This window comes from Pseudomonas rhizosphaerae (assembly GCF_000761155.1).
In the GTDB taxonomy this organism is placed as follows: domain Bacteria; phylum Pseudomonadota; class Gammaproteobacteria; order Pseudomonadales; family Pseudomonadaceae; genus Aquipseudomonas; species Aquipseudomonas rhizosphaerae.
In genome coordinates this window covers 2069255-2087916 of record NZ_CP009533.1, presented here as the reverse complement: position 1 = coordinate 2087916, position 18662 = coordinate 2069255, and the positions used below count along the sequence as shown (strand labels likewise).

Genomic DNA, 18662 nt, shown 5'->3' with positions numbered 1-18662 from the left:
CGAAGTTGGCCGGCGGGCAATCGCCGCCGAACAACCAGTGGAGCAAGCCTTGCAGCGCGACCTGCGCTACATAAGGCTGAGGGTTACCAGAAGCGCTGCTGGCTGAGCTTCTCCCACGCTTTGCTGGCCAGATGCTCGACCGAGCCGCTGGCGGCAAGGCCTACGCGCTCCTGAAGGCTTTTGGACTTGGCGTAATGCAGGTGGAACACCTCGGCCTGCTTGGCACGTTCGGCCAGGTATTCGTCGCTGGTCTTGAGCTCGTCGACCAGCTGCTTGTCGAGCGCCGCCACGCCCAGCCATACCTCACCGGTCGCCACGTCGTCGATGGACAGCTGCGGGCGGTAATGGGCGACAAAGCTCTTGAACAGCTTGTGGGTGATGTCCAGGTCTTCCTGGAATTTCTCCCGGCCTTTCTCGGTGTTTTCGCCAAAGACGGTCAGCGTGCGCTTGTACTCGCCGGCGGTGAGCACTTCGAAATCGATGTCATGCTTCTTGAGCAACTTGTGGACGTTGGGCAGTTGCGCCACCACGCCGATGGAACCAAGGATGGCGAACGGCGCGCTGATGATCTTCTCGCCGATGCAGGCCATCATGTAGCCGCCACTGGCCGCGACCTTGTCGATGCACACCGTCAGCGGTATACCGGCCTGACGGATACGCGCCAGCTGCGAGGAGGCCAGGCCATAGCTGTGGACCATGCCGCCGCCGCTCTCCAGGCGCAGCACCACTTCATCGTTGGGGGTGGCCAGGGTCAGCACGGCGGTGATTTCGTGGCGCAGGTTCTCGGTGGCCGAGGCCTTGATGTCGCCATCGAAGTCCAGCACGAACACTCGATGCTTGCTGTCGGGCTTGGTCTTCCTGGCTTTCTTTTCGCTTTTGGCCTGCTCCTTGCGCAAGGCCTTGAGCTTGTCCTTGTCGAACAGGCCGGCTTCGAGCCGCTCGCGCAGGCCCTTGTAGAAGTCGTTGAGCTTGCTGACCTGCAACTGCCCAGCCGGTTTGCGCCGGCCTTTGGCGCGCAGCGATGCAATGGCAGCCAGCACCACCACAATGGCGACGACCAGCGTAACGGTTCGGATCAGAAAGCCGGCGTAATCGGCAAAAAACTCCACGGTGACTCCTTACGTGCATGACGCCCGCCAAGCCAGGGGGCGATTGAATGAGCCCAGCATACCGGGGGGCAAAGCCTTGGGCCAGCCGTGAAACGATCGGCATCAAACACGCTTTTCAAACGCGCGTATGATTATTCGTTGACAGCCGTCCATACCCCCCCTAACCTCGCAGGACGCTCACGATCGCCGCACCCCTCCAACAAAAGGACCGCACCATGACCTCCGTAGCCGACGCCGTACACGCCATGAAAGCCAAGTTCAATCCAGAAGCCGCCAAAGGCCTGGACCTGGTCTTCGGTTTCAACATCACCGACGAAGACAAGCACTACGCGCTGCTCGTGAAAGACGGCACCTGCGACCTGCAGGAAGGTGAGAACCCGGACGCCAACGTCACCCTGGTCATGGACAGCGAAACCCTGAAGGGTATCGTCAGCGGCGAAACCGACGGCATGCAGGCCTTCATGGGCGGCAAACTGCGCGCCGAAGGCGACATGATGCTGGCCATGAAGCTGAGCGAACTGTTCCCGGTCTGACCGCGCGCTGCACCCTGCAAAACTGACATGCCCCGACCACGCATCGGGGCATGTTCGTTTCTACCCTGCCGCGCTCATCTTCCCCGCCACATATGTACAGCCATCGCGCCATGGCCCGGCCCTAGCCTTGATCGTTCGCAGGCCGGCACCCGCCGCCTGTTCCATCAATGGAGCGCATCATGGCCAATACCCTTCCCTGGTTTCATTCGCGTCAACTTGCCCAGTGCATGTCCCGCCACCTCACCCAAGCCCTGAAAAACGAGCAACTGAGCGTCATCGAGTACGACTGGCTGCGTCGCCTGCCGGACAACCCCAGCATTGAACAGGACATGCAGGTCTGCCTGCTGGACAACGCCGATCCCGGTATCTTCTGCGGGCTGCGCATCACCTACACCGATCCGGACAAGCCGGCTGCCTACTATTACTCGCCCCTGACCGGCATCTTGCCCTTCGACGATGCCACGGCGTTGCGCGACGCCCTGGTTGCACGGGCATCGGGGCAAACCGACGGCCGCTGGGCCAAACCGCGCGAGCCGAAGTGGCTGTCGCTGACGCAGACACCCTTCAAGCGCTGGATGAAGGCGATCATCGTGGCCCAGGCCCTGCGTCTGAAAGCCATCGACCACACCTGGCACCGGCTGCCACTGCTGAGCGACGTCTTCGACCAGCACCTTACCCAGGCCATGCGCAGCGCAATGCCAGCGAGCGACCCCATCGTTCCGCGCAGGCACAAGGTGCACCGGGTCGACTCGCAAACCAAGGCGGTGGTCAATGTGCAGCGCCTGCTGGATACGGCCCTGGACCTGCTCGCCGAGGCACCGCAAGGCGACATCCAGCATCGCTTCCTGGGCGTATACGGCCAGACATTGACCGAAGCCCAGGCGCAGCTCTACCGCAGTACCCTGGCCACGAGCGTGACCCAGCTGCCCGGTCAATACAGCGCCGCCCTGAGCGATTTCTGGCAGGCCAGCTCTGATACGCAAAGCGCCAGTCTGCGTGATGGCTTGAGCCAAAGCCTGCAGCACACCTACCTCGGCCTGGTGCTGGAGGAGCAAAGCCATCTGCGTTCCAGCGTCGATCAGCTCGCACTGCTGAAGTCGGTAGCGGCACCCCAGGCGCCTGCCGGACTACGCCTGGAAACCGTCCGGTTCAATCCCGATGGCGCATCGCGCGACACCCCTGTGGCATGGCCGGGCACCCTGATCATCAGCGATGCGCAACGGCCTGCGCTGGGCTACTTCGTCTTCAATACCGACCAGGGCCTGACCTCCTGCCCGGACCTGCAAGCCCTGGGCGAGTACCTGACCGGGCTGGTTTCCCAGGTGGCCGACAGCCTACGCGTGGTCGAACGCGACCGGGCACTGTTCAACGCGACGATTCTTCCCGTACCTGAGCGGCTTGCGCTGACCGGGAACGCCTTCGACGCCCTTGCCGACGGGCTGATCGATCTGCAGCAGCGGCGGGCACGCCAGGTGTTCGTCGACAAGACTGCGCTGCGCGCCTCGCCCCTGACGGCGGTCGCCGACGCCGTGGACCTGCGCCCACTGGCACACCCACGCCTGAACTGGTTCGACAGCGAGCGCACGGGCACACCAGACCCGACTCGACCCCTCGACCTGTCTGCGCAGGCCACGCCAAGCAACTGGTTGCTGCAGATCAAGGCCATGCGCGAGTGGCAGCAGTGGAACGTGCAGCGCACCCTGACCGTGAAGGACGGTGTACGAGTCCTGTTGGCACCCGGCCTGCTGGCCATGCAGTCACCGCGGCCCGCCGACCAGCCGCGCCTGCGCATCGCCGGAGCCCCCGAGCTTGCCGCGATAAGCCTGGTGGACTATTTTCTGGAGCGCACCAGTGGCGCCATCGTCCAGACCCTGACCTCGGCGGACCAGCTTCTTGATTCGGCAGGCACCGCGCTCGACTGGCCAGAGGTCGAACAGATCAAACAACTGGTGCTGGCCTGCAGCCCCGCGCTGACCAAGACCTACCGCCGCCTGGTCCGGCGACAGATGTCGGCACCGCAACCGCCTTGCCTGGGGGCCTACGACCTGCCCGGTCAGCGGCGGGCGCTGCGCGAAATCGGCCTGCGCACCAGCCTGGCCATTGCCACGCGTGAAGGCATGATCGACAAGGCGTTGCTCAAGCTGCTCGCCACTGCCGTCGACTACCCTACCCCCGGCTTGCGCAATACGGCCGCCACCGATGTGCACGCCATTTATCTGAAGGCGCCTTCGGAGACCAGCAGCATTCCGCTGACCGACATGTTCGTGCTGCACCGTCACTCCGAACCGGCCGGTCCGGTGTTGATGTGGTCCGGCGACCATGGCCTGTTCGCGTTCGACTCGCTGCAGCAGTTGAAGAAGACCGTCGCAGCTTCCGTCGTCCACCCCCAGTCCCGTGCACGCTGGCTGAGGGGGCTGGACCCCGCCTGGGTGGCGACGATGCTCGAACGCATCCAGACCACCATGATCGATGGCTTGCAGGTGGAAACCCGGGCGATGACGGGCGACTTCATCACCGAACTCGATGTGATCGAGAGCCATCGTCAGCTCACCGCCCTGGGCATCAACATGGCGCTGGCCATCGAGTGCAGCTTTGCGGCCACATCGTTCCAGCGCAACGCGGACTACAGCCGCGGCGACAACATGCTCACCACTGCCCTGGATCGGCTGGCGGTCGATGCGGCCAACGTGCAGCTCGGCGAACTGCTGCCACCCTGGATCAAGCACGCGAGTGCCGACCAGCTGGTCCGCTACGCCGACATCCTCGCGCGTTGCATGGCGACCGCCAACGACAAGAGCAATTACCTGGCGCAGATTCCGTTCATCGATGACTTCTCCCGCACCCGCTTGCGCGCTTCCATGGCCAAGTTCTGGCCCACCGGGCCCAGCGATCCGGACCGCGTGGTGATCAGGCTGACCGACACCAGCGGCGGCGGCATGAACATTGGCGGCATGATCGGTACCGGCACGCTCACCAGCCGCACCAAGACCCTGACTGAGTGGGCGATAAGCCAGTTTGCCGGGTCATTGTCCAGCGAGATGCACATCACCCTCGATCCGCCCTCGCTGACCCTGGATGTGCCGACCACCCACCAGGTGCGCCAGGTGGTCGAGGACGCGGACGTCGGTGGCGAGTACCGCAAGCTGCTGGCCGTCAAACTGTCGAAGCAGTCCGCCGACCACGCCTGGCGCCGGCTTCTGTTCGTCAAGGCACTGCCCGCGCAGATGCTGCGCAACGCAATCGAACAGCAAATGCAAGGCAGGCTCAGCGCCGCCGCGACCGATATGATCGCCCAGGTGGTGGAGATGCCCGACGGTGTGGCTCGCGAACCCTTGCAGGGGCAGAAGATCACCCTCGGCCCCCTGGGGTTGATCCCAGACGTGGGCATGAAAGCCGACATCGCCTGTGGCATGTACCTGATTGCGCCTGCGCATCCCGAACGCGGTCCGGTGGTGCTCTACACCGTCTACAGCGAGGCCGACAGCATGCGCGAATACGCTTCGCGCGCCGACCTGCTGGCGCAGATCAAGACCGATGAGGCCCTGCAGGCGCAGATTCTCAGTCGCCTGCCCGAAGCCGTCCACTCGCGCTATGAGCATTCCGGATTCACTGAACCGCACATTCCCTGGACCACCGAGGTCAGCGACGGCGAGCGGCTGGGCAAGCCGCCCGCCATCGTACTGCTCGATCAGCCGGAACAGGGCAATGCCCTGGACTACCTGTTCGAAGACAACCTGCAGCTCATCCAACTGGTGGCTCGGCAACAGACGCGGTCTTCCGGCGAAGCCAGTTGGAATGCCTTCTGTCACCTGGTCAAGCTGGGGCTGGAACAAGGCGCAATGATTTTGCCCAGCGCCGTAGGGTCCCTGGTGGCGCTGTATCAGTCCCAGCAGCTGCTCAACGATTCGGTCAAGGCCATCGGCCGCAGGAACTGGGGTGAAGCGCTGGCCGACTTCGTGGCGGCCCTGGCGTCGGTGGTCGGCGCGCGCCGCGGCGCCGAGCATTTCAGGCAGGAAATCCAGGCCGCCGAAACTGCGGAGCGTATCTCGACTACGCGTGTGGGGGGGCGACCCCAGGGCGGTATGAACGCCGAACTGGCCTCCCTGGAAGCGACCGATGTGGCGTTGAACACGCTCAACTACGATGCGCTGCTCAATATGTACGAAACTGCCAATGCCACCCATCGCTATGCCATCGTCGATGGCCGGGTGATGGAGGTCACGCGCGCCGAGCAGGGTTGGTCCATCGTCAGCAAGGGACGCGAGGGGCCCACCATCACCCTGGACAGCCAGCAGAAATGGCACGCCGATCTGGAGATCGCACGGATGGGCGCCGGCTACTCGATGATGGACAACTACGAGAGCTGGGTCACCGACCTCAACATAGCCGACGTGTTCATCACCCAGGCCAAGGGCATCGAGCAGATCCGCCAGCGCTACCCGCGCCATCAACAGATGATCGTCCGGGCCCACGCCCACGGGGTCGACTGCTTGCGCAACGCGCTGAAAAATCTCAACCAGAAATTTCCCCACGTGCCTCTGCCAACGCAGACCCTGGACATTCTGACCGATGTCTTCGAAGTGGATGTGACGCCGGCCATGCTGCACCGTTTGCGCAGCAGCTGCGTGCAGTTGCTCGACGAGCTGACCAGCGACGCACTGGACCCGCACTCGTCACCGCGCTACTGGGACGGGCTCAATGAAGAGGGACACGAAAGCAATCACGCCTTCATCTGGGAAGGCGATCCGCAAAAGCGCCTGTTCCTGACAGATAAATTCTTCGACCTGCCGATCGAGACCCTGATGTATTCCAGTCACGAACGCACCCAGGCGCAGCTCTACGCGCACCATCAGGCGGCTTCGTTGCTGCACGAAGTCAGCCATCAGGTGCTCAAGACCGTGGACCTGGCCTATCTGGACACGTTTCGCCCACTGCACCAACACTTCGACGACCTGGGCGGACCGTCCGGACAGGCGCAGCAATATGCGCACTCCCTGCACACGCTGCGCCAGAAAGCGCTGTCGCTGACTACCCCGGACGCGAAACTGTTCACCCGCCCTGGCACCAAGGGCCGACGCGACTTCCGGCCCAGCGACGGTCGCCAAAGCGAGACGGTCCTGCGGCTCACCGGCAAGACCAGCCTGGCCGCTGCCCGCAAGGTGTTTCGAACCGATCCCGAGGTGCGTTCCAAGTTGATCTTGGCCAATGCCGACTCGGTCACGTTGCTGGTCCAGCGCCTGGGGCAGGAGGTGTTCTCACCGCCTTCTTCCTGAAGATTTGTTCAGCTTCCATTCGGCGCAAAGATCAAGCACTCTGTTTAATAATGAGTATCATTATGTTACAAGTTAGCATCCTTATTACTCGTTGAACGGTGCGAAGTGCTGGTTCCATTCTTGATCATGCTGCGCGAAGGGATTGAAGCCGCGCTCATCGTTGGCATCATCGCCAGCTACCTGCAACAGACCGGCCGTGGTCAATGGATGCCAGCGGTCTGGATCGGCGTCTTCCTGGCAGCGGCTTTGGCGCTGCTGGTCGGTGGTGGCCTGGAACTAATGAGCGCGGAGTTTCCGCAGAAACAACAGGAATTGTTCGAAGCGCTCATCGGCCTGGTGGCCGTGGTCATCCTTACCTCCATGGTGTTCTGGATGCGCAAGGTTGCTCGCTCCGTGAAGCACTCGCTGCAGGCCGCCCTGGACCAGGCGCTGACTGGCTCCCGCCATCAGGTGGCCGCGTTGATCGCCATGGTGTTCTTCGCCGTAGCCCGCGAAGGCCTGGAAACGGTATTCTTCCTGCTCGCCGTGTTTCAACAGAGCGAAGGCCCCAGCGCGCCCATCGGCGCCCTGCTCGGTTTGCTGCTGGCAGTGGCCATCGGCTTCGCCATCTACTCGGGCAGCATGCGCCTGAACCTGTCGCTGTTCTTCCGCTGGACCGGGCTGTTCATCCTGGTCGTCGCGGCGGGGATCCTCGGCAATTCGGTCATGGCACTGCACGAGGCCGGTGTGTGGAACAGCCTGCAAACCGTGGTCTTCGACATCAGCGCCACATTGCCCATGGACGGCCCGACCGGCTCGGTGCTGGCCGGCATGTTCGGCTATCAGGACGCACCTACGGTAAGCACCCTGGGCGCCTACCTGATCTACCTGGTGGTGGCACTGGTGGCGTTCTTCATGCCCCATGCGGCGCCAGCGCCGGTCAACTCATCTCCTGCCACTCATCCGTAAGGCTTCCATGTCCAATCCAGTCAATGGCGCGTCGCCGCGCCTGATGCGTCTGGCGCTCGCCGGATCGGTGGTCGTGATGATCGCCGCCGGCGGCCTGTTCTATTACGCCTCGCAAGTCGCCTCGAACAAACGCCAGGCCAGTGCCCAGAACGAAATCGTGGTGAATATCCACCCGCACAACTGCGAGCCGGCTGCGCTGACCGTGGCCGCCGGGCGCAACAGCTTTCGCATCGTCAACCGCTCCGAGCGCGCGGTGGAATGGGAGATCCTCGACGGTGTGCTGGTGGTCGAGGAACGCGAGAACATCGCGCCCGGCCTAAGCCAGGTGATCAATGCCAACCTGCAGCCCGGCGATTATCAGATCACCTGCGGCCTGCTCAGCAACCCCCGCGGCACCTTGAAGGTGACGCCTACGGCAGAATCCGATGCGGCCGCCAAGGCGCGGCCGTCGATGGTGGCCTTCGTTGGCCCCCTGTCGGAATACCGCGTGTACCTGGCCACCCAGGGCAGCGCTTTGATCCGCGCCGTGGACGCTTTGCAGCAGGCCATTGTTGCAGGCGATCTGGCGCAGGCGCGCAGCCTGTATGTGCCGGCGCGCGCGGCCTATCAACGCATCGCAGCGGCGGCGCAACGGCTGGCCGAGCTGGACAATGCCATCAACGCCCGCGCCGACTACTACGAGAAGCGCGAGCAAGACCCGGCCTTCGGCGGCTTCCATCGCCTGGAATACGGTCTGTTCCGGCAGAACACCGTGGACGGCCTGGCGCCGGTGGCGCAGAAACTGGCCGCCGACGTCGCCGAGTTGAAAAAGCAACTGCTGGCGCAACCGCTGCCGCCAGAACAACTGGTGAACATCGTCTCGCGCAATCTGCATGGTTTGGCGGACATTCGCACCGACGGTGAAGAAGAGCGCTACAGCCACACCGATTTGAATGGCTTCGCCGCCAATCTGGAGGGTGCGCGCAAGGTCATCGACCTGCTGCGTCCGCTGTTGACCAAATCGGCCGCCGATCTGCTGCCGCGTATCGATGCAGCGGCTGACGAGTTGGCCATGCAGCTGGCGAGTCTACGCAGTGGCGACGGCTACCAGAGCTACACAACGGTCAGCGCCGAGCAGCGCGAGCAGATCGCCGCCCAGGCCAAGGCCCTGGCCGATGCCCTCGACGGCATCGACCCGGCGCTCGGCCTCTCCACCCTGCGCTAACCCCGGACCCGTCGAGGCTGGACGCGGCTTGCGCCGACCCCCGTAGCAGCGGCGCAAGCCGCGTCGGCGGTATCCGCGGTATGACTGGTTGAACGCGCCCAAGCTGGACGCGGCTTGCGCCAACCCCTGTAGCAGCGGCGCAAGCCGCGTCGGCGGTATTCGCGGTATGGCTGGCTGAACGCGCCCAAGCTGGACGCGGCTTGCGCCGCTGCTACAGGGGTTCGGTGAATGGAACAGATACGAGGTCAACGAACATGAGCAACTCCGACAACCCGAATTCTCCGGTCGATGCCCAGCGCCGCCGCGTGCTGTTGGGCCTGGGCGCCGCCGGCGCGGCACTGGCCGGCGCAGGGCTGAGCTGCCCGGCAATGGCGGCCCCCGCGGCCAAAGTGACCGAAGCGCCAAAGAGTGAAAAGACCCAGGACCGTCACGACTACCAGGGCCAGCACCAGACCGGGATCGTCACGCCGCGGCCCGCCGCCGGCATGATGGTGGCGTTCGACGTACTGGCCAGCGACCGCGAAGACCTGGAGCGCCTGTTCCGCACCCTGGACGAGCGCATTCGCTTCCTGATGACCGGCGGCGCCGTGGCCCAGGTCGACCCCAAGCTGCCTCCGGTGGACTCGGGCATCCTCGGCCCGGTGGTAGTGCCGGACAACCTGACCATCACCGTGTCGGTGGGCGAGTCGCTGTTCGACGAGCGTTTCGGCCTGGCCGAGGCCAAGCCCAAGCGCCTGTCGCGCATGGTCGGCTTTCCCAACGATGCGCTGGAAGCCGATCAGTGCCACGGCGACCTGACCCTGCAGTTCTGCGCCAACACGCCAGACAGCAACATTCACGCCCTGCGCGACATCGTCAAGAACCTGCCCGATTTGCTGTTCGTGCGCTGGAAACAGGAAGGCACCGTGCCGCCACAAGCGCCCGCCAAGCCGGGCGAACCGGAACAAAGCGCACGCAACTTCCTCGGCTTTCGCGACGGTTCCGCCAACCCGGATTCCAACGACGCTCGCCTGATGGACACCCGGGTATGGGTCCAACCCGGCAGCGACGAGCCGGCCTGGGCGGCCCACGGCAGCTATCAAGCCGTGCGCATCATCCGCAACTTCGTCGAACGCTGGGACCGCACCCCGCTGCAGGAACAGGAAAACATCTTCGGCCGAGTGAAAACCACCGGTGCGCCCATGGATGGCCGACTCGAAAGCGATGTGCCGGACTACGCCAAGGATCCCGAGGGCAAGATCACCAAGTTGGACGCACATATCCGCCTGGCCAACCCGCGCACGCCCGAGTCGCAGCAAAATCTGATTTTGCGCCGGCCGTTCAACTACTCGAACGGCGTGAACAAGAACGGCCAGCTGGACATGGGCCTGCTGTTCATCTGCTACCAGGCGGACCTGGAAAAAGGCTTCATCACCGTGCAGACCCGCCTCAACGGCGAACCGCTGGAGGAATACCTCAAGCCCGTCGGCGGTGGCTATTTCTTCACCCTGCCGGGGGTGACCGGCGCCCAGGACTTCATCGGCCGCAGCCTGCTCGACGCAACCAAAACCACCACGACCACCGCATGACCATCTGATACCACCGGGGAACCCTTCATGACAAAGACGCCACTCGCTCTGCTGCTGACCCTTGGCCTGTTGAACGCTCCACTATCGGCCTTCGCCGCGACCCAGTCGCCGCTGGACCTGGTGGGGCCGGTTTCGGACTACAAGATCTACGTTACCGAAAAGGTTGACCAACTGGCCGTGGAAACCGCCAGGTTCACCGACGCGATCAAGAAAGGCGACTTAGCCACCGCCAAGAAGCTGTACGCACCGACTCGCGTGCACTACGAGGCCATCGAGCCGATCGCCGAGTTGTTCAGCGATCTGGACGCGTCGATCGACTCCCGGGTCGACGACCATGAAGCCGGCGTGAAGGCGGAAGATTTCACCGGTTTCCATCGCCTGGAATACAGCCTGTACTCGGAGAACACCACCAAAGGGCTGGACGCATTGGCCGACGGCTTGCTCAAGGATGTGAAGGATCTGCAGAACCGCATCGCCGAGCTGACCTTCCCACCGGAAAAAGTGGTCGGCGGCGCTGCCGCACTGCTCGAGGAAGTGGCCGCGACCAAGGTGTCGGGCGAGGAAGACCGCTACAGCCACACCGACCTGTATGACTTCCAGGGCAACATCGACGGCGCCAAGAAAATCGTCGACCTGTTCCGTCCGCAGATCGAAGGCCAGGACAAGGCGTTCGCCGCCAAAGTCGACAAGAACTTCGCCACCGTGGACAAGATCCTGGCCAAGTACCGTACAAAGGACGGCGGCTTCGAAACCTACGACAAGGTCAAGGAAAACGACCGCAAAGCCCTGATCGGCCCGGTCAACACGCTCGCTGAAGACCTCTCGACCCTGCGCGGAAAGCTGGGCCTGAACTGATGCCTGAGACACCGCACCTCGCCCTTCGCTCCCACAGCTGACCGCGCCACCGCCTCCCCGTGGGAGCGGTCATCGGCCGCGAAACAGCGCACGCGGTCCACCTGACACACCTCGGTGCCCCCTTCGCGGCCACAGACCGCTCCCACAGTTGACCGTACCCACCGCCTCCCCGTGGGAGCGGTCATAGGCCGCGAAACAGCGCATGCGGTCCACCTGACATACCTCGGCGCCCCCTTCGCGGCCACGGACCGCTCCCACAGCTGACCGTGCCCGCCGCCTCCCCGTGGGAGCGGTCATCGGCCGCGAAACAGCGCACGCGGTCCACCTGACACACCTCGGTTGCCCCCCTCCCACAGTTGACCGCGCCCACCGCCTCCCCGTGGGAGCGGTCATCGGCCGCGAAACAGCGCATGCGGTGCGCCTGACACACCTCGGTTGCCCCCCTCCCACAGTTGACCGCGCCCACCGCCTCCCCGTGGGAGCGGTCATCGGCCGCGAAACAGCGCATGCGGTGCGCCTGACACACCTCGGTTGCCCCCCTCCCACAGTTGACCGCGCCCACCGCCTCCCCGTGGGAGCGGTCATCGGCCGCGAAACAGCGCATGCGGTGCGCCTGACACACCTCGGTGCCCCCTTCGCGACCACGGACCACTCCAACGGACAACCCGCTGTGTGCTAATGCAGCGCAGCACAAGCACCCTGACTGTCAATGACATAGCCAGTCACCAATCTCACCACCATGCCATTGGGCTCAATGGCTACATTCAGCTTTCTTGCCATGGAGGCTGTCATGCCATTCTACAAAAGTTGCAAATTGCGCACGGGTCGCTACTCGCAGCACGGCGGTATCTATCTCTTGAGCACAGTGGTGCTGAACCGCGCACCAGTTTTCCAGGATTTCAAACTAGGCCGTTGCGTGGTGAGGGAGTTGATGAATGCCCAACGGTGGAACCAGGCGCAATCGCTGGCCTGGGTAGTGATGCCGGACCATGTTCACTGGCTGGTGCAACTGAAGGATGCTTCGTTGCAAAGCCTGATGCGCCAAGTCAAGTCACGGTCGACCAAAGCGGTAAACAACCTGTCTGGGAGTATGGGACAACTGTGGCAGGCAGGGTTTCATGACCGAGCATTGCGCAAGGAAGAGGATCTGCTCGCTACCGCCCGTTATGTAGTGGCAAACCCGGTTCGTGCGGGGCTGGTTTCCAGGGTTGGGGACTACTCGCTTTGGGATGCAGTTTGGCTGTAAGGAGCGCTGCGTCTTGTCAGATACACCGCGAGCCCTCTTCGCGGCCGATGACCGCTCCCACAGGATCGACACACCACGTCACAACGTGGGAGCGGCCAGTGGCCGCGAAAGCGGCGCCGCGTTTTGTCTGGTACACCGCGAGCCCTCTTCGCGGCCGATGACCGCTCCCACGGGATCAACACGCCGCCTCGCACCGTGGGAGCGGCCAGTGGCCGCGAAAGCGGCGCCGCGTTTTGTCTGGTACACCGCGAGCCCTCTTCGCGGCCGATGACCGCTCCCACGGGATCAACACGCCGCCTCGCACCGTGGGAGCGGCCAGTGGCCGCGAAAGCGGCGCCGCGTTTTGTCTGGTACACCGCGCGCCCCCATCGCGGCCGATGACCGCTCCCACGGGATCGACACACCGCCTCGCACCGTGGGTGAGGTCAGTGGCCGCGAAAAGGGCACCGCGGTGTAGAGGGTTACACCCGTACGCCAAGTTCGGCAGAGACCGCCTGGGCGGCTTTTTGCACGGTGGGCACCAGGCCCTGCATTTTTTCCAGGGGCATGTACGGCAGCGTGCTGGCCACGCTGATCGCCGCCACGATCTGTCCGCTGGCGTCGTGGATAGGCGCGGCCACGCAGCGGATGGAGGGTTCGTTGTCTTCCAGGTCGAACGCATATCGACCTGCCACATAGGTCTGCATCCTTGCGTGGAACTGAGGCCAGGTGAGTTGCGGGTGGTCCGGCCATAGCGCGGATTCGGCCGCAACCGCCTCGCCTCGCTCGAACAGTCGTTGCCACTCCCCTGCCCCCGCGTCGAGCATCAATGCCTTGCCAATGCCGGTGCGCGCCAGAGGCATGCGGTGGCCCACACGCGAGCGCATTTCCGGGCCGTTGCGCCCTGGGGTCTTGTGTAGGTACAGAACCTCGTCGCCGTCGCGCACCGCCAGATGGATGGTATCGCCGGTCAGCACCGACAGCTCATCGAGCCACGGCGTGGCCAGCATTACCAGTGGCACCTCGTCCCGGGCCTGGAAACCCAGCTCGATCAGGCGCGGGCCGAGCAGGTAACCCACCTGAGGCAACACCCGCAGGTAGCGCTCATCCACCAGACAGCTTGCCAACCGGTGGGTGGTACTGCGCGTGGTGCCGATGCGCCGCGCGATCTCCTTGAGGTCACGGGCGCCGCCGGCGACCGCCTGGATCACCGCCAGGCCGCGCAGCAGGGTCTGGGTGCCGGTCGGGGCGGCGGGGGTTGTGTCGTCCTGCATGGTCAACCTTCGCATGGGGAAAAAGCAGGCGCATTATGTTCGCCTGCTTGCAATGCGGTCAAAGCTCGATCCGCTCGACCTTGCCCACCAACAAAATGTACGACAACGCCCCGACCAGCGCCGTGACGGCAATGTAGGTGATCGCAGGCGCGAACGAGTCACCGGTCGCCAGGAAGCCGATGGCGATGGGCGTGGTGATCGCCGACAGGTTGCCAATGAAGTTGAACACGCCGCCGGTCAGACCCAACAAGCGCGCCGGTGCCAGGGTCGACACCAGCGACCAGGTGATCGACGCCAGGCCGTTGCCGAAGAACGCCAACGCCAGGCAGGCGATGACCAAGGGCGTGGAGTCGACATAGTTGGCGCCGATGATGCAGGTCGAGATCAGCAAACCACCGATGATCGGCAGCTTGCGCGCCAAACCGATGCTGGCGCCGCGACGGACCAGCCAGTCGGAGAAGAACCCCGAGCACAGCACGCCGACGAAGGCCGCCAGGAAGGGCAACGAAGCGAGCATGCCCGACTTGATGAAATCCATGCCGCGGTATTTCACCAGATAGGTCGGGAACCAGGTCAGGAAGAACCACAAGGTCGAGTTCAGGCAATACTGGCCCAGGTAGATGCCCCACAGCTTGCGTTTGCTCAACACGATGCCCAGGTCGGTCCAGCTGAAACCGGCCTTGGCCTGACGCGCCGACTTCTGCATGTCGACCAGACCGCCACCGTCGCTGATGAGCTGGATCTCGGCCGCGTTGGCGCCTTTGAAATCCCGCGGCTCGCGGTACACGGCGTACCAGATCACGGCCCAGACGATGCCCACCAGACCGGTGCTGACGAACACCATGTGCCAACCGAATTCGTGTTGCAGCCAGGCCAACACGGGGGTAAGGAAAGCCAGGCCGACAAACTGGCCGGAGGTGTAGAAGCCGATGGCGGTAGCGCGCTCGCGCTCGGGGAACCAGGTCGTGACCACGCGGCTGTTGATGGGGTACGCCGGCGCCTCCAGCGCGCCCACTGCCATGCGCAGCACGAACAAGGCGATGAAACTGCCGGCGAAGCCCAGCATGACTGTGGCGATGGACCACAATGCCAGCGCGACGCTGTAGAGAATGCGTGGCGGGACGCGGTCGACCAGCCAGCCGCCCGGAATCTGCATGGCTGCGTAGGTCCAGCCGAAGGCCGAGAAGATCAGGCCCACGTGGACCGGATCGATGCCCAGATCGCTGGTCAGCGCGGGCGCTGCGATGGACAGGTTGCTGCGGTCCAGGTAGTTGATCACCACGGTGATGAACAACAGCACCATGATGAAAAAACGCTTGCGACTGGGCGTCGCCAGCGCCGGAGCGGTGGATGCGGTGTGGGTGTGCATGGGTCATACCTCTTATTGTATTTGTAGCTGAGCCTGTAGCCGGATCAGTGAGTCTGAGGCCGCGCACTGCCCAGTTCGCGGCCGATGACCGCTCCCACGCAATCGGCGCAGTGCCCGTGGGAGCGGTCTGCGGCCGCGAAAGGCACGGCGCGGTATATCAGGCACACTGCGGCAGGCCTCACCACTCGGCAAAGCTGCCATCGGCATGGCGCCAGATCGGGTTGCGCCAGCGATGGCCGATCTCGGCCCGTTCCCGCACGTACTCCTCGTTGATCTCGATGCCCAGGCCTGGCCCGTTGGGGATCTTCACGAACCCGTTGTCGTAATCGAACACCTCAGGATGGCTTACGTAATCCAGCAGGTCGTTGCTCTCGTTGTAATGAATGCCCAGGCTCTGCTCCTGGATGAACGCGTTGTAGCAGACCGCATCCAGCTGCAGGCAGGCCGCCAGGGCTATCGGACCCAGCGGGCAATGCAATGCCAGTGCCACGTCATAGGCTTCGGCCATGTTGGCGATCTTGCGGGTTTCGGTGATCCCCCCGGCGTGCGATGCATCAGGCTGGATGATGTCGACATAGCCTTCACTGAGAATTCGTTTGAAATCCCAGCGCGAGTACAGACGCTCGCCCAGCGCGATCGGCGTGCTGGTCAGCGGCGCCAGCTCCTTGAGCGCTTCATAGTTCTCGCTCAGCACCGGCTCTTCGATGAACATCAGCTTGAACTGATCCAGTTCCTTCATCAGCACCTTGGCCATGGGCTTGTGCACCCGGCCATGGAAGTCGACGCCGATGCCCACGTTCGGCCCGACCGCATCGCGCACGGCCGCCACACTGGCCAGGGCGCGATCGACCTTGTCGAAGGTGTCGAGAAACTGCAGCTCTTCAGTGCCGTTCATCTTCACCGCTGTGAACCCACGGGCAACGGCTTCACTCGCCGCCCGCGCCGTATCGGCCGGACGATCGCCGCCGATCCACGAGTACACCCGAATGCGATCACGTACCTGGCCGCCGAGCAGGTCGCTGACCGAAACACCCAGGGCCTTGCCCTTGATGTCCCACAGCGCTTGGTCGATACCGGCTAGCGCACTCATGTGGATCGCACCGCCACGGTAGAAACCGCCGCGGTACAGCACCGTCCAGATGTCCTCTATGTTGCGTGGGTCCTTGCCGATCAGGTAGTCGGACAATTCGTCGACTGCCGCGGCCACGGTGTGCGCCCGACCTTCGACCACCGGCTCGCCCCAGCCGACCACACCCTCGTCGGTCTCGACTTTGAGGAAGCACCAGCGCGGTGGGACGATGAATGTAGTGAGTTTGGTGATTTTCATCTGTTGTCTCTCTTGTTCGATGGACGCTCGAGCGTCAAAAATTTTGTCGGGGCTCGCTGTTGTCGATCTTCTGTAGGAGCGGTCTTCGGCCGCGAACCAGGCAATGCGGTGTGTCAAGCACAGGGCGGTGCCCCTTTCGCGGCCAATGACCGCTCCTACAGGCGCACGCAGCATGTCAACCTTTAAGCGACTGCCACGCCTGCACATACGCCTTGGCGTTATCCGCGACCTGCTGCACCGTCATGCCCGGCTTGAACAAACCAGAACCCAAGCCAAAGCCGGCCACACCTGCGTCGAGAAACGCGTGCATGTTGTCAGGGCTGATACCCCCCACCGGCACCAGCGCCGTACCCTTGGGCAGCACTGCCAACAACGCCTTGACCACGGCGGGCGTGAGCGACTCGGCCGGGAACAGTTTCAGCACGTCGGCACCGGCGACCAGGGCGGCAAAGGCTTCGGTCGGCGTCACCACGCCCGGTGCCAGGTACAGGCCGGCCTCCTTGGCCGCCTTGAGCACTGCAGGATCACTGTGAGGCATGACGATCAACTGCCCGCCTGCCGCCTTCACCTGCTGCACGTGCTCGGCCGACAGCACCGTGCCCGCTCCGATCAGGCAATCGGCCGGCAGCGTGTTACGCAACAGGCGGATGCTGTCGTAGGGCTGCGGCGAGTTGAGCGGTACCTCGATGATGCGAAACCCGGCGTCGTACAGCACCTCGCCGATGGCCACCGACTCTTCGGGGCGCAGGCCGCGCAAAATGGCGATCAGCCCGTTCTGGGCCATTGCTTGCTTGAGCATGTCAAACCTCTTGGAGCTGTTGAGCGACGAGCCCGGCGGCCAGCGCCAGGCTCCAGAGACCGCGTTCGGTAGCCTGTTCGGCCAGGCTGACGCTGGTGAAACCGCACAAGGCCAATGCCTGTCGATAGCGCTGGCACAGCGCGCCGTTGCCGATCAGCACCACGGCCGGCAGCGTGTCGTGGCAGCTGCGCTGGCGCAGCATTTCAGCCAAAGCGCGCAGTTCATGACCAATCATCAAGCCGGACAGATAGTCGGCCTGTTCGCTACTGGCCAATTGGCCAGTCAAACCCAGGCTGCGCGCGCTGAACATGGTCGACAGCACACCAATGCTGCCCTCGCGGGACGTGGCCACGGCCACGCCGCGCTCGAACGCCGCGCTGTCGAACGAAGCGCTGCGCTTCTGGGTGCGGCCAAGAATGGTATGGGCACTGGCTGCGGCGAACAGTTCGCCGGTCATGAAGGTGTCGAAATGCTCGATGCGCTGTTCGACCACCCTCGCCCACTTGGAATGGCTGCCGGGCAGACCGACCAGTAGCGTCTGGTCGCGCTCGGCCTGGGGCAGCGACTGCAGCAGACCGAAAATCTGGGTCTCCTCGCCGCGCATCACATTGGGCAGCGTGGAACGCTGCAGCACGCCGGGCACCAGGTGCAGGTCGATACCCCGCAAGGTGCGTACCCGCGCCATTCCGGCAGCCACGTCGCCGGCCTGCGCAGGGCTTGGGCAATAAGGCACTTCGTGCCAGCCCTGGGCGCTGCCGACCATGCCGCAGGCGATCACGGGCACATCGCGATAGGCGTCGAGCCAGTCGCCACAGGCTTCATCGAACGTCAGCTCGAAGCCATCGTGGGTGGATTCGCCGGCAATGGTGCGGGGAGTATTAGACAGCTGCATGATGCCGCGATCCAGCGAGCGCTGGTCGAGTACATGGCCATCAGGGCCGAGCAGATAGGCTCGCAGGGAACTGGTTCCCCAATCGAGTGCAACGAGTTGCGGCTGCATCGCTTCACCTTGTTTGTTTTTGGTAGTGAGTGGCGGTGTGTGATGGCCGACTATAAATCTATCTTGAGTAAAATCTCAATATATAATTATCAATCCCATATATAGGGATAAATCAAGCGCTTCATCTTTAGAGAGCACGCTCTCTGTGGGAGCGGGCTCTGCCCGCGAAGGCTCCACT

General features: G+C 63.7%; 13 protein-coding genes. 7 read left to right on the top strand and 6 right to left on the bottom strand.

Features of this window, described 5'->3' with window-relative positions; translation table 11 throughout:
- Window positions 1-83: 83 nt before the first annotated feature.
- Window positions 84-1109, bottom strand: a complete 1026-nt coding sequence (gene sohB / locus LT40_RS09330) for a protease SohB (RefSeq protein ID WP_043189196.1) — start codon at window positions 1107-1109, stop codon at window positions 84-86.
- Window positions 1110-1324: 215 nt separating this feature from the next.
- On the opposite strand from sohB, the gene LT40_RS09325 reads away from it, so the two are divergent.
- The 7 genes from LT40_RS09325 (at window position 1325) to LT40_RS09290 (ending at window position 12736) form a co-directional block, all read left to right on the top strand.
- Window positions 1325-1642, top strand: a complete 318-nt coding sequence (locus LT40_RS09325) for an SCP2 sterol-binding domain-containing protein (protein ID WP_043189195.1) — start codon at window positions 1325-1327, stop codon at window positions 1640-1642.
- A 179-nt stretch (window positions 1643-1821) separates the two neighbouring features.
- The gene (locus tag LT40_RS09320) at window positions 1822-6915 is read left to right on the top strand and encodes a dermonecrotic toxin domain-containing protein (protein ID WP_043189193.1); all 5094 of its coding nucleotides are present in this window, start codon (window positions 1822-1824) and stop codon (window positions 6913-6915) included.
- A 105-nt stretch (window positions 6916-7020) separates the two neighbouring features.
- Entirely contained in the window at window positions 7021-7863 is an 843-nt protein-coding gene (efeU, locus tag LT40_RS09315) for an iron uptake transporter permease EfeU (protein WP_043189190.1), read from the top strand.
- A gap of 7 nt (window positions 7864-7870) precedes the next feature.
- A complete protein-coding gene (gene efeO, locus LT40_RS09310; RefSeq protein ID WP_043189189.1) occupies window positions 7871-9067 on the top strand; it encodes an iron uptake system protein EfeO in 1197 nt (398 codons plus the stop codon).
- A gap of 254 nt (window positions 9068-9321) precedes the next feature.
- Window positions 9322-10635 carry an iron uptake transporter deferrochelatase/peroxidase subunit gene (efeB, locus tag LT40_RS09305; RefSeq protein ID WP_043189187.1) on the top strand — a complete coding sequence of 438 codons (1314 nt, stop codon included), beginning with the start codon at window positions 9322-9324 and terminating at the stop codon, window positions 10633-10635.
- A gap of 27 nt (window positions 10636-10662) precedes the next feature.
- Window positions 10663-11490: an iron uptake system protein EfeO gene (gene efeO, locus LT40_RS09300; RefSeq protein ID WP_043189185.1), complete on the top strand. Its 828-nt coding sequence runs from the start codon at window positions 10663-10665 to the stop codon at window positions 11488-11490.
- 790 nt (window positions 11491-12280) lie between these two features.
- Window positions 12281-12736, top strand: a complete 456-nt coding sequence (locus LT40_RS09290) for an REP-associated tyrosine transposase (protein WP_043189181.1) — start codon at window positions 12281-12283, stop codon at window positions 12734-12736.
- A 461-nt stretch (window positions 12737-13197) separates the two neighbouring features.
- On the opposite strand, the gene LT40_RS09285 is transcribed toward LT40_RS09290, so the two are convergent.
- The 5 genes from LT40_RS09285 to LT40_RS09265 form a co-directional block, all read right to left on the bottom strand.
- On the bottom strand, window positions 13198-13989 hold the full coding sequence (locus LT40_RS09285; RefSeq protein WP_043189179.1) for an IclR family transcriptional regulator: 792 nt from the start codon (window positions 13987-13989) through the stop codon (window positions 13198-13200).
- A gap of 58 nt (window positions 13990-14047) precedes the next feature.
- The gene (locus tag LT40_RS09280; protein ID WP_043189177.1) at window positions 14048-15358 is read right to left on the bottom strand and encodes an MFS transporter; all 1311 of its coding nucleotides are present in this window, start codon (window positions 15356-15358) and stop codon (window positions 14048-14050) included.
- A gap of 178 nt (window positions 15359-15536) precedes the next feature.
- The gene (dgoD, locus tag LT40_RS09275) at window positions 15537-16685 is read right to left on the bottom strand and encodes a galactonate dehydratase (protein WP_043189174.1); all 1149 of its coding nucleotides are present in this window, start codon (window positions 16683-16685) and stop codon (window positions 15537-15539) included.
- 175 nt (window positions 16686-16860) lie between these two features.
- Window positions 16861-17484 (bottom strand): 2-dehydro-3-deoxy-6-phosphogalactonate aldolase, encoded by a 624-nt coding sequence (locus LT40_RS09270; protein ID WP_043189172.1) that lies wholly within the window; start codon window positions 17482-17484, stop codon window positions 16861-16863.
- Window position 17485: 1 nt separating this feature from the next.
- On the bottom strand, window positions 17486-18484 hold the full coding sequence (locus tag LT40_RS09265) for a 2-dehydro-3-deoxygalactonokinase (RefSeq protein ID WP_043189169.1): 999 nt from the start codon (window positions 18482-18484) through the stop codon (window positions 17486-17488).
- Window positions 18485-18662 lie beyond the last annotated feature (178 nt).

Bases quoted from the DNA above. Each gene is read 5' to 3' on its own strand.
- LT40_RS09325 (WP_043189195.1), top strand. From the start codon at position 1,325: ATGACCTCCGTAGCCGACGCCGTACACGCCATGAAAGCCAAGTTCAAT.
- LT40_RS09320 (WP_043189193.1), top strand. From the start codon at position 1,822: ATGGCCAATACCCTTCCCTGGTTTCATTCGCGTCAACTTGCCCAGTGC.
- efeO (WP_043189189.1), top strand. From the start codon at position 7,871: ATGTCCAATCCAGTCAATGGCGCGTCGCCGCGCCTGATGCGTCTGGCG.
- efeB (WP_043189187.1), top strand. From the start codon at position 9,322: ATGAGCAACTCCGACAACCCGAATTCTCCGGTCGATGCCCAGCGCCGC.
- efeO (WP_043189185.1), top strand. From the start codon at position 10,663: ATGACAAAGACGCCACTCGCTCTGCTGCTGACCCTTGGCCTGTTGAAC.
- LT40_RS09290 (WP_043189181.1), top strand. From the start codon at position 12,281: ATGCCATTCTACAAAAGTTGCAAATTGCGCACGGGTCGCTACTCGCAG.
- LT40_RS09285 (WP_043189179.1), bottom strand. From the start codon at position 13,989: ATGCAGGACGACACAACCCCCGCCGCCCCGACCGGCACCCAGACCCTG.
- LT40_RS09280 (WP_043189177.1), bottom strand. From the start codon at position 15,358: ATGCACACCCACACCGCATCCACCGCTCCGGCGCTGGCGACGCCCAGT.
- dgoD (WP_043189174.1), bottom strand. From the start codon at position 16,685: ATGAAAATCACCAAACTCACTACATTCATCGTCCCACCGCGCTGGTGC.
- LT40_RS09270 (WP_043189172.1), bottom strand. From the start codon at position 17,484: ATGCTCAAGCAAGCAATGGCCCAGAACGGGCTGATCGCCATTTTGCGC.
- LT40_RS09265 (WP_043189169.1), bottom strand. From the start codon at position 18,484: ATGCAGCCGCAACTCGTTGCACTCGATTGGGGAACCAGTTCCCTGCGA.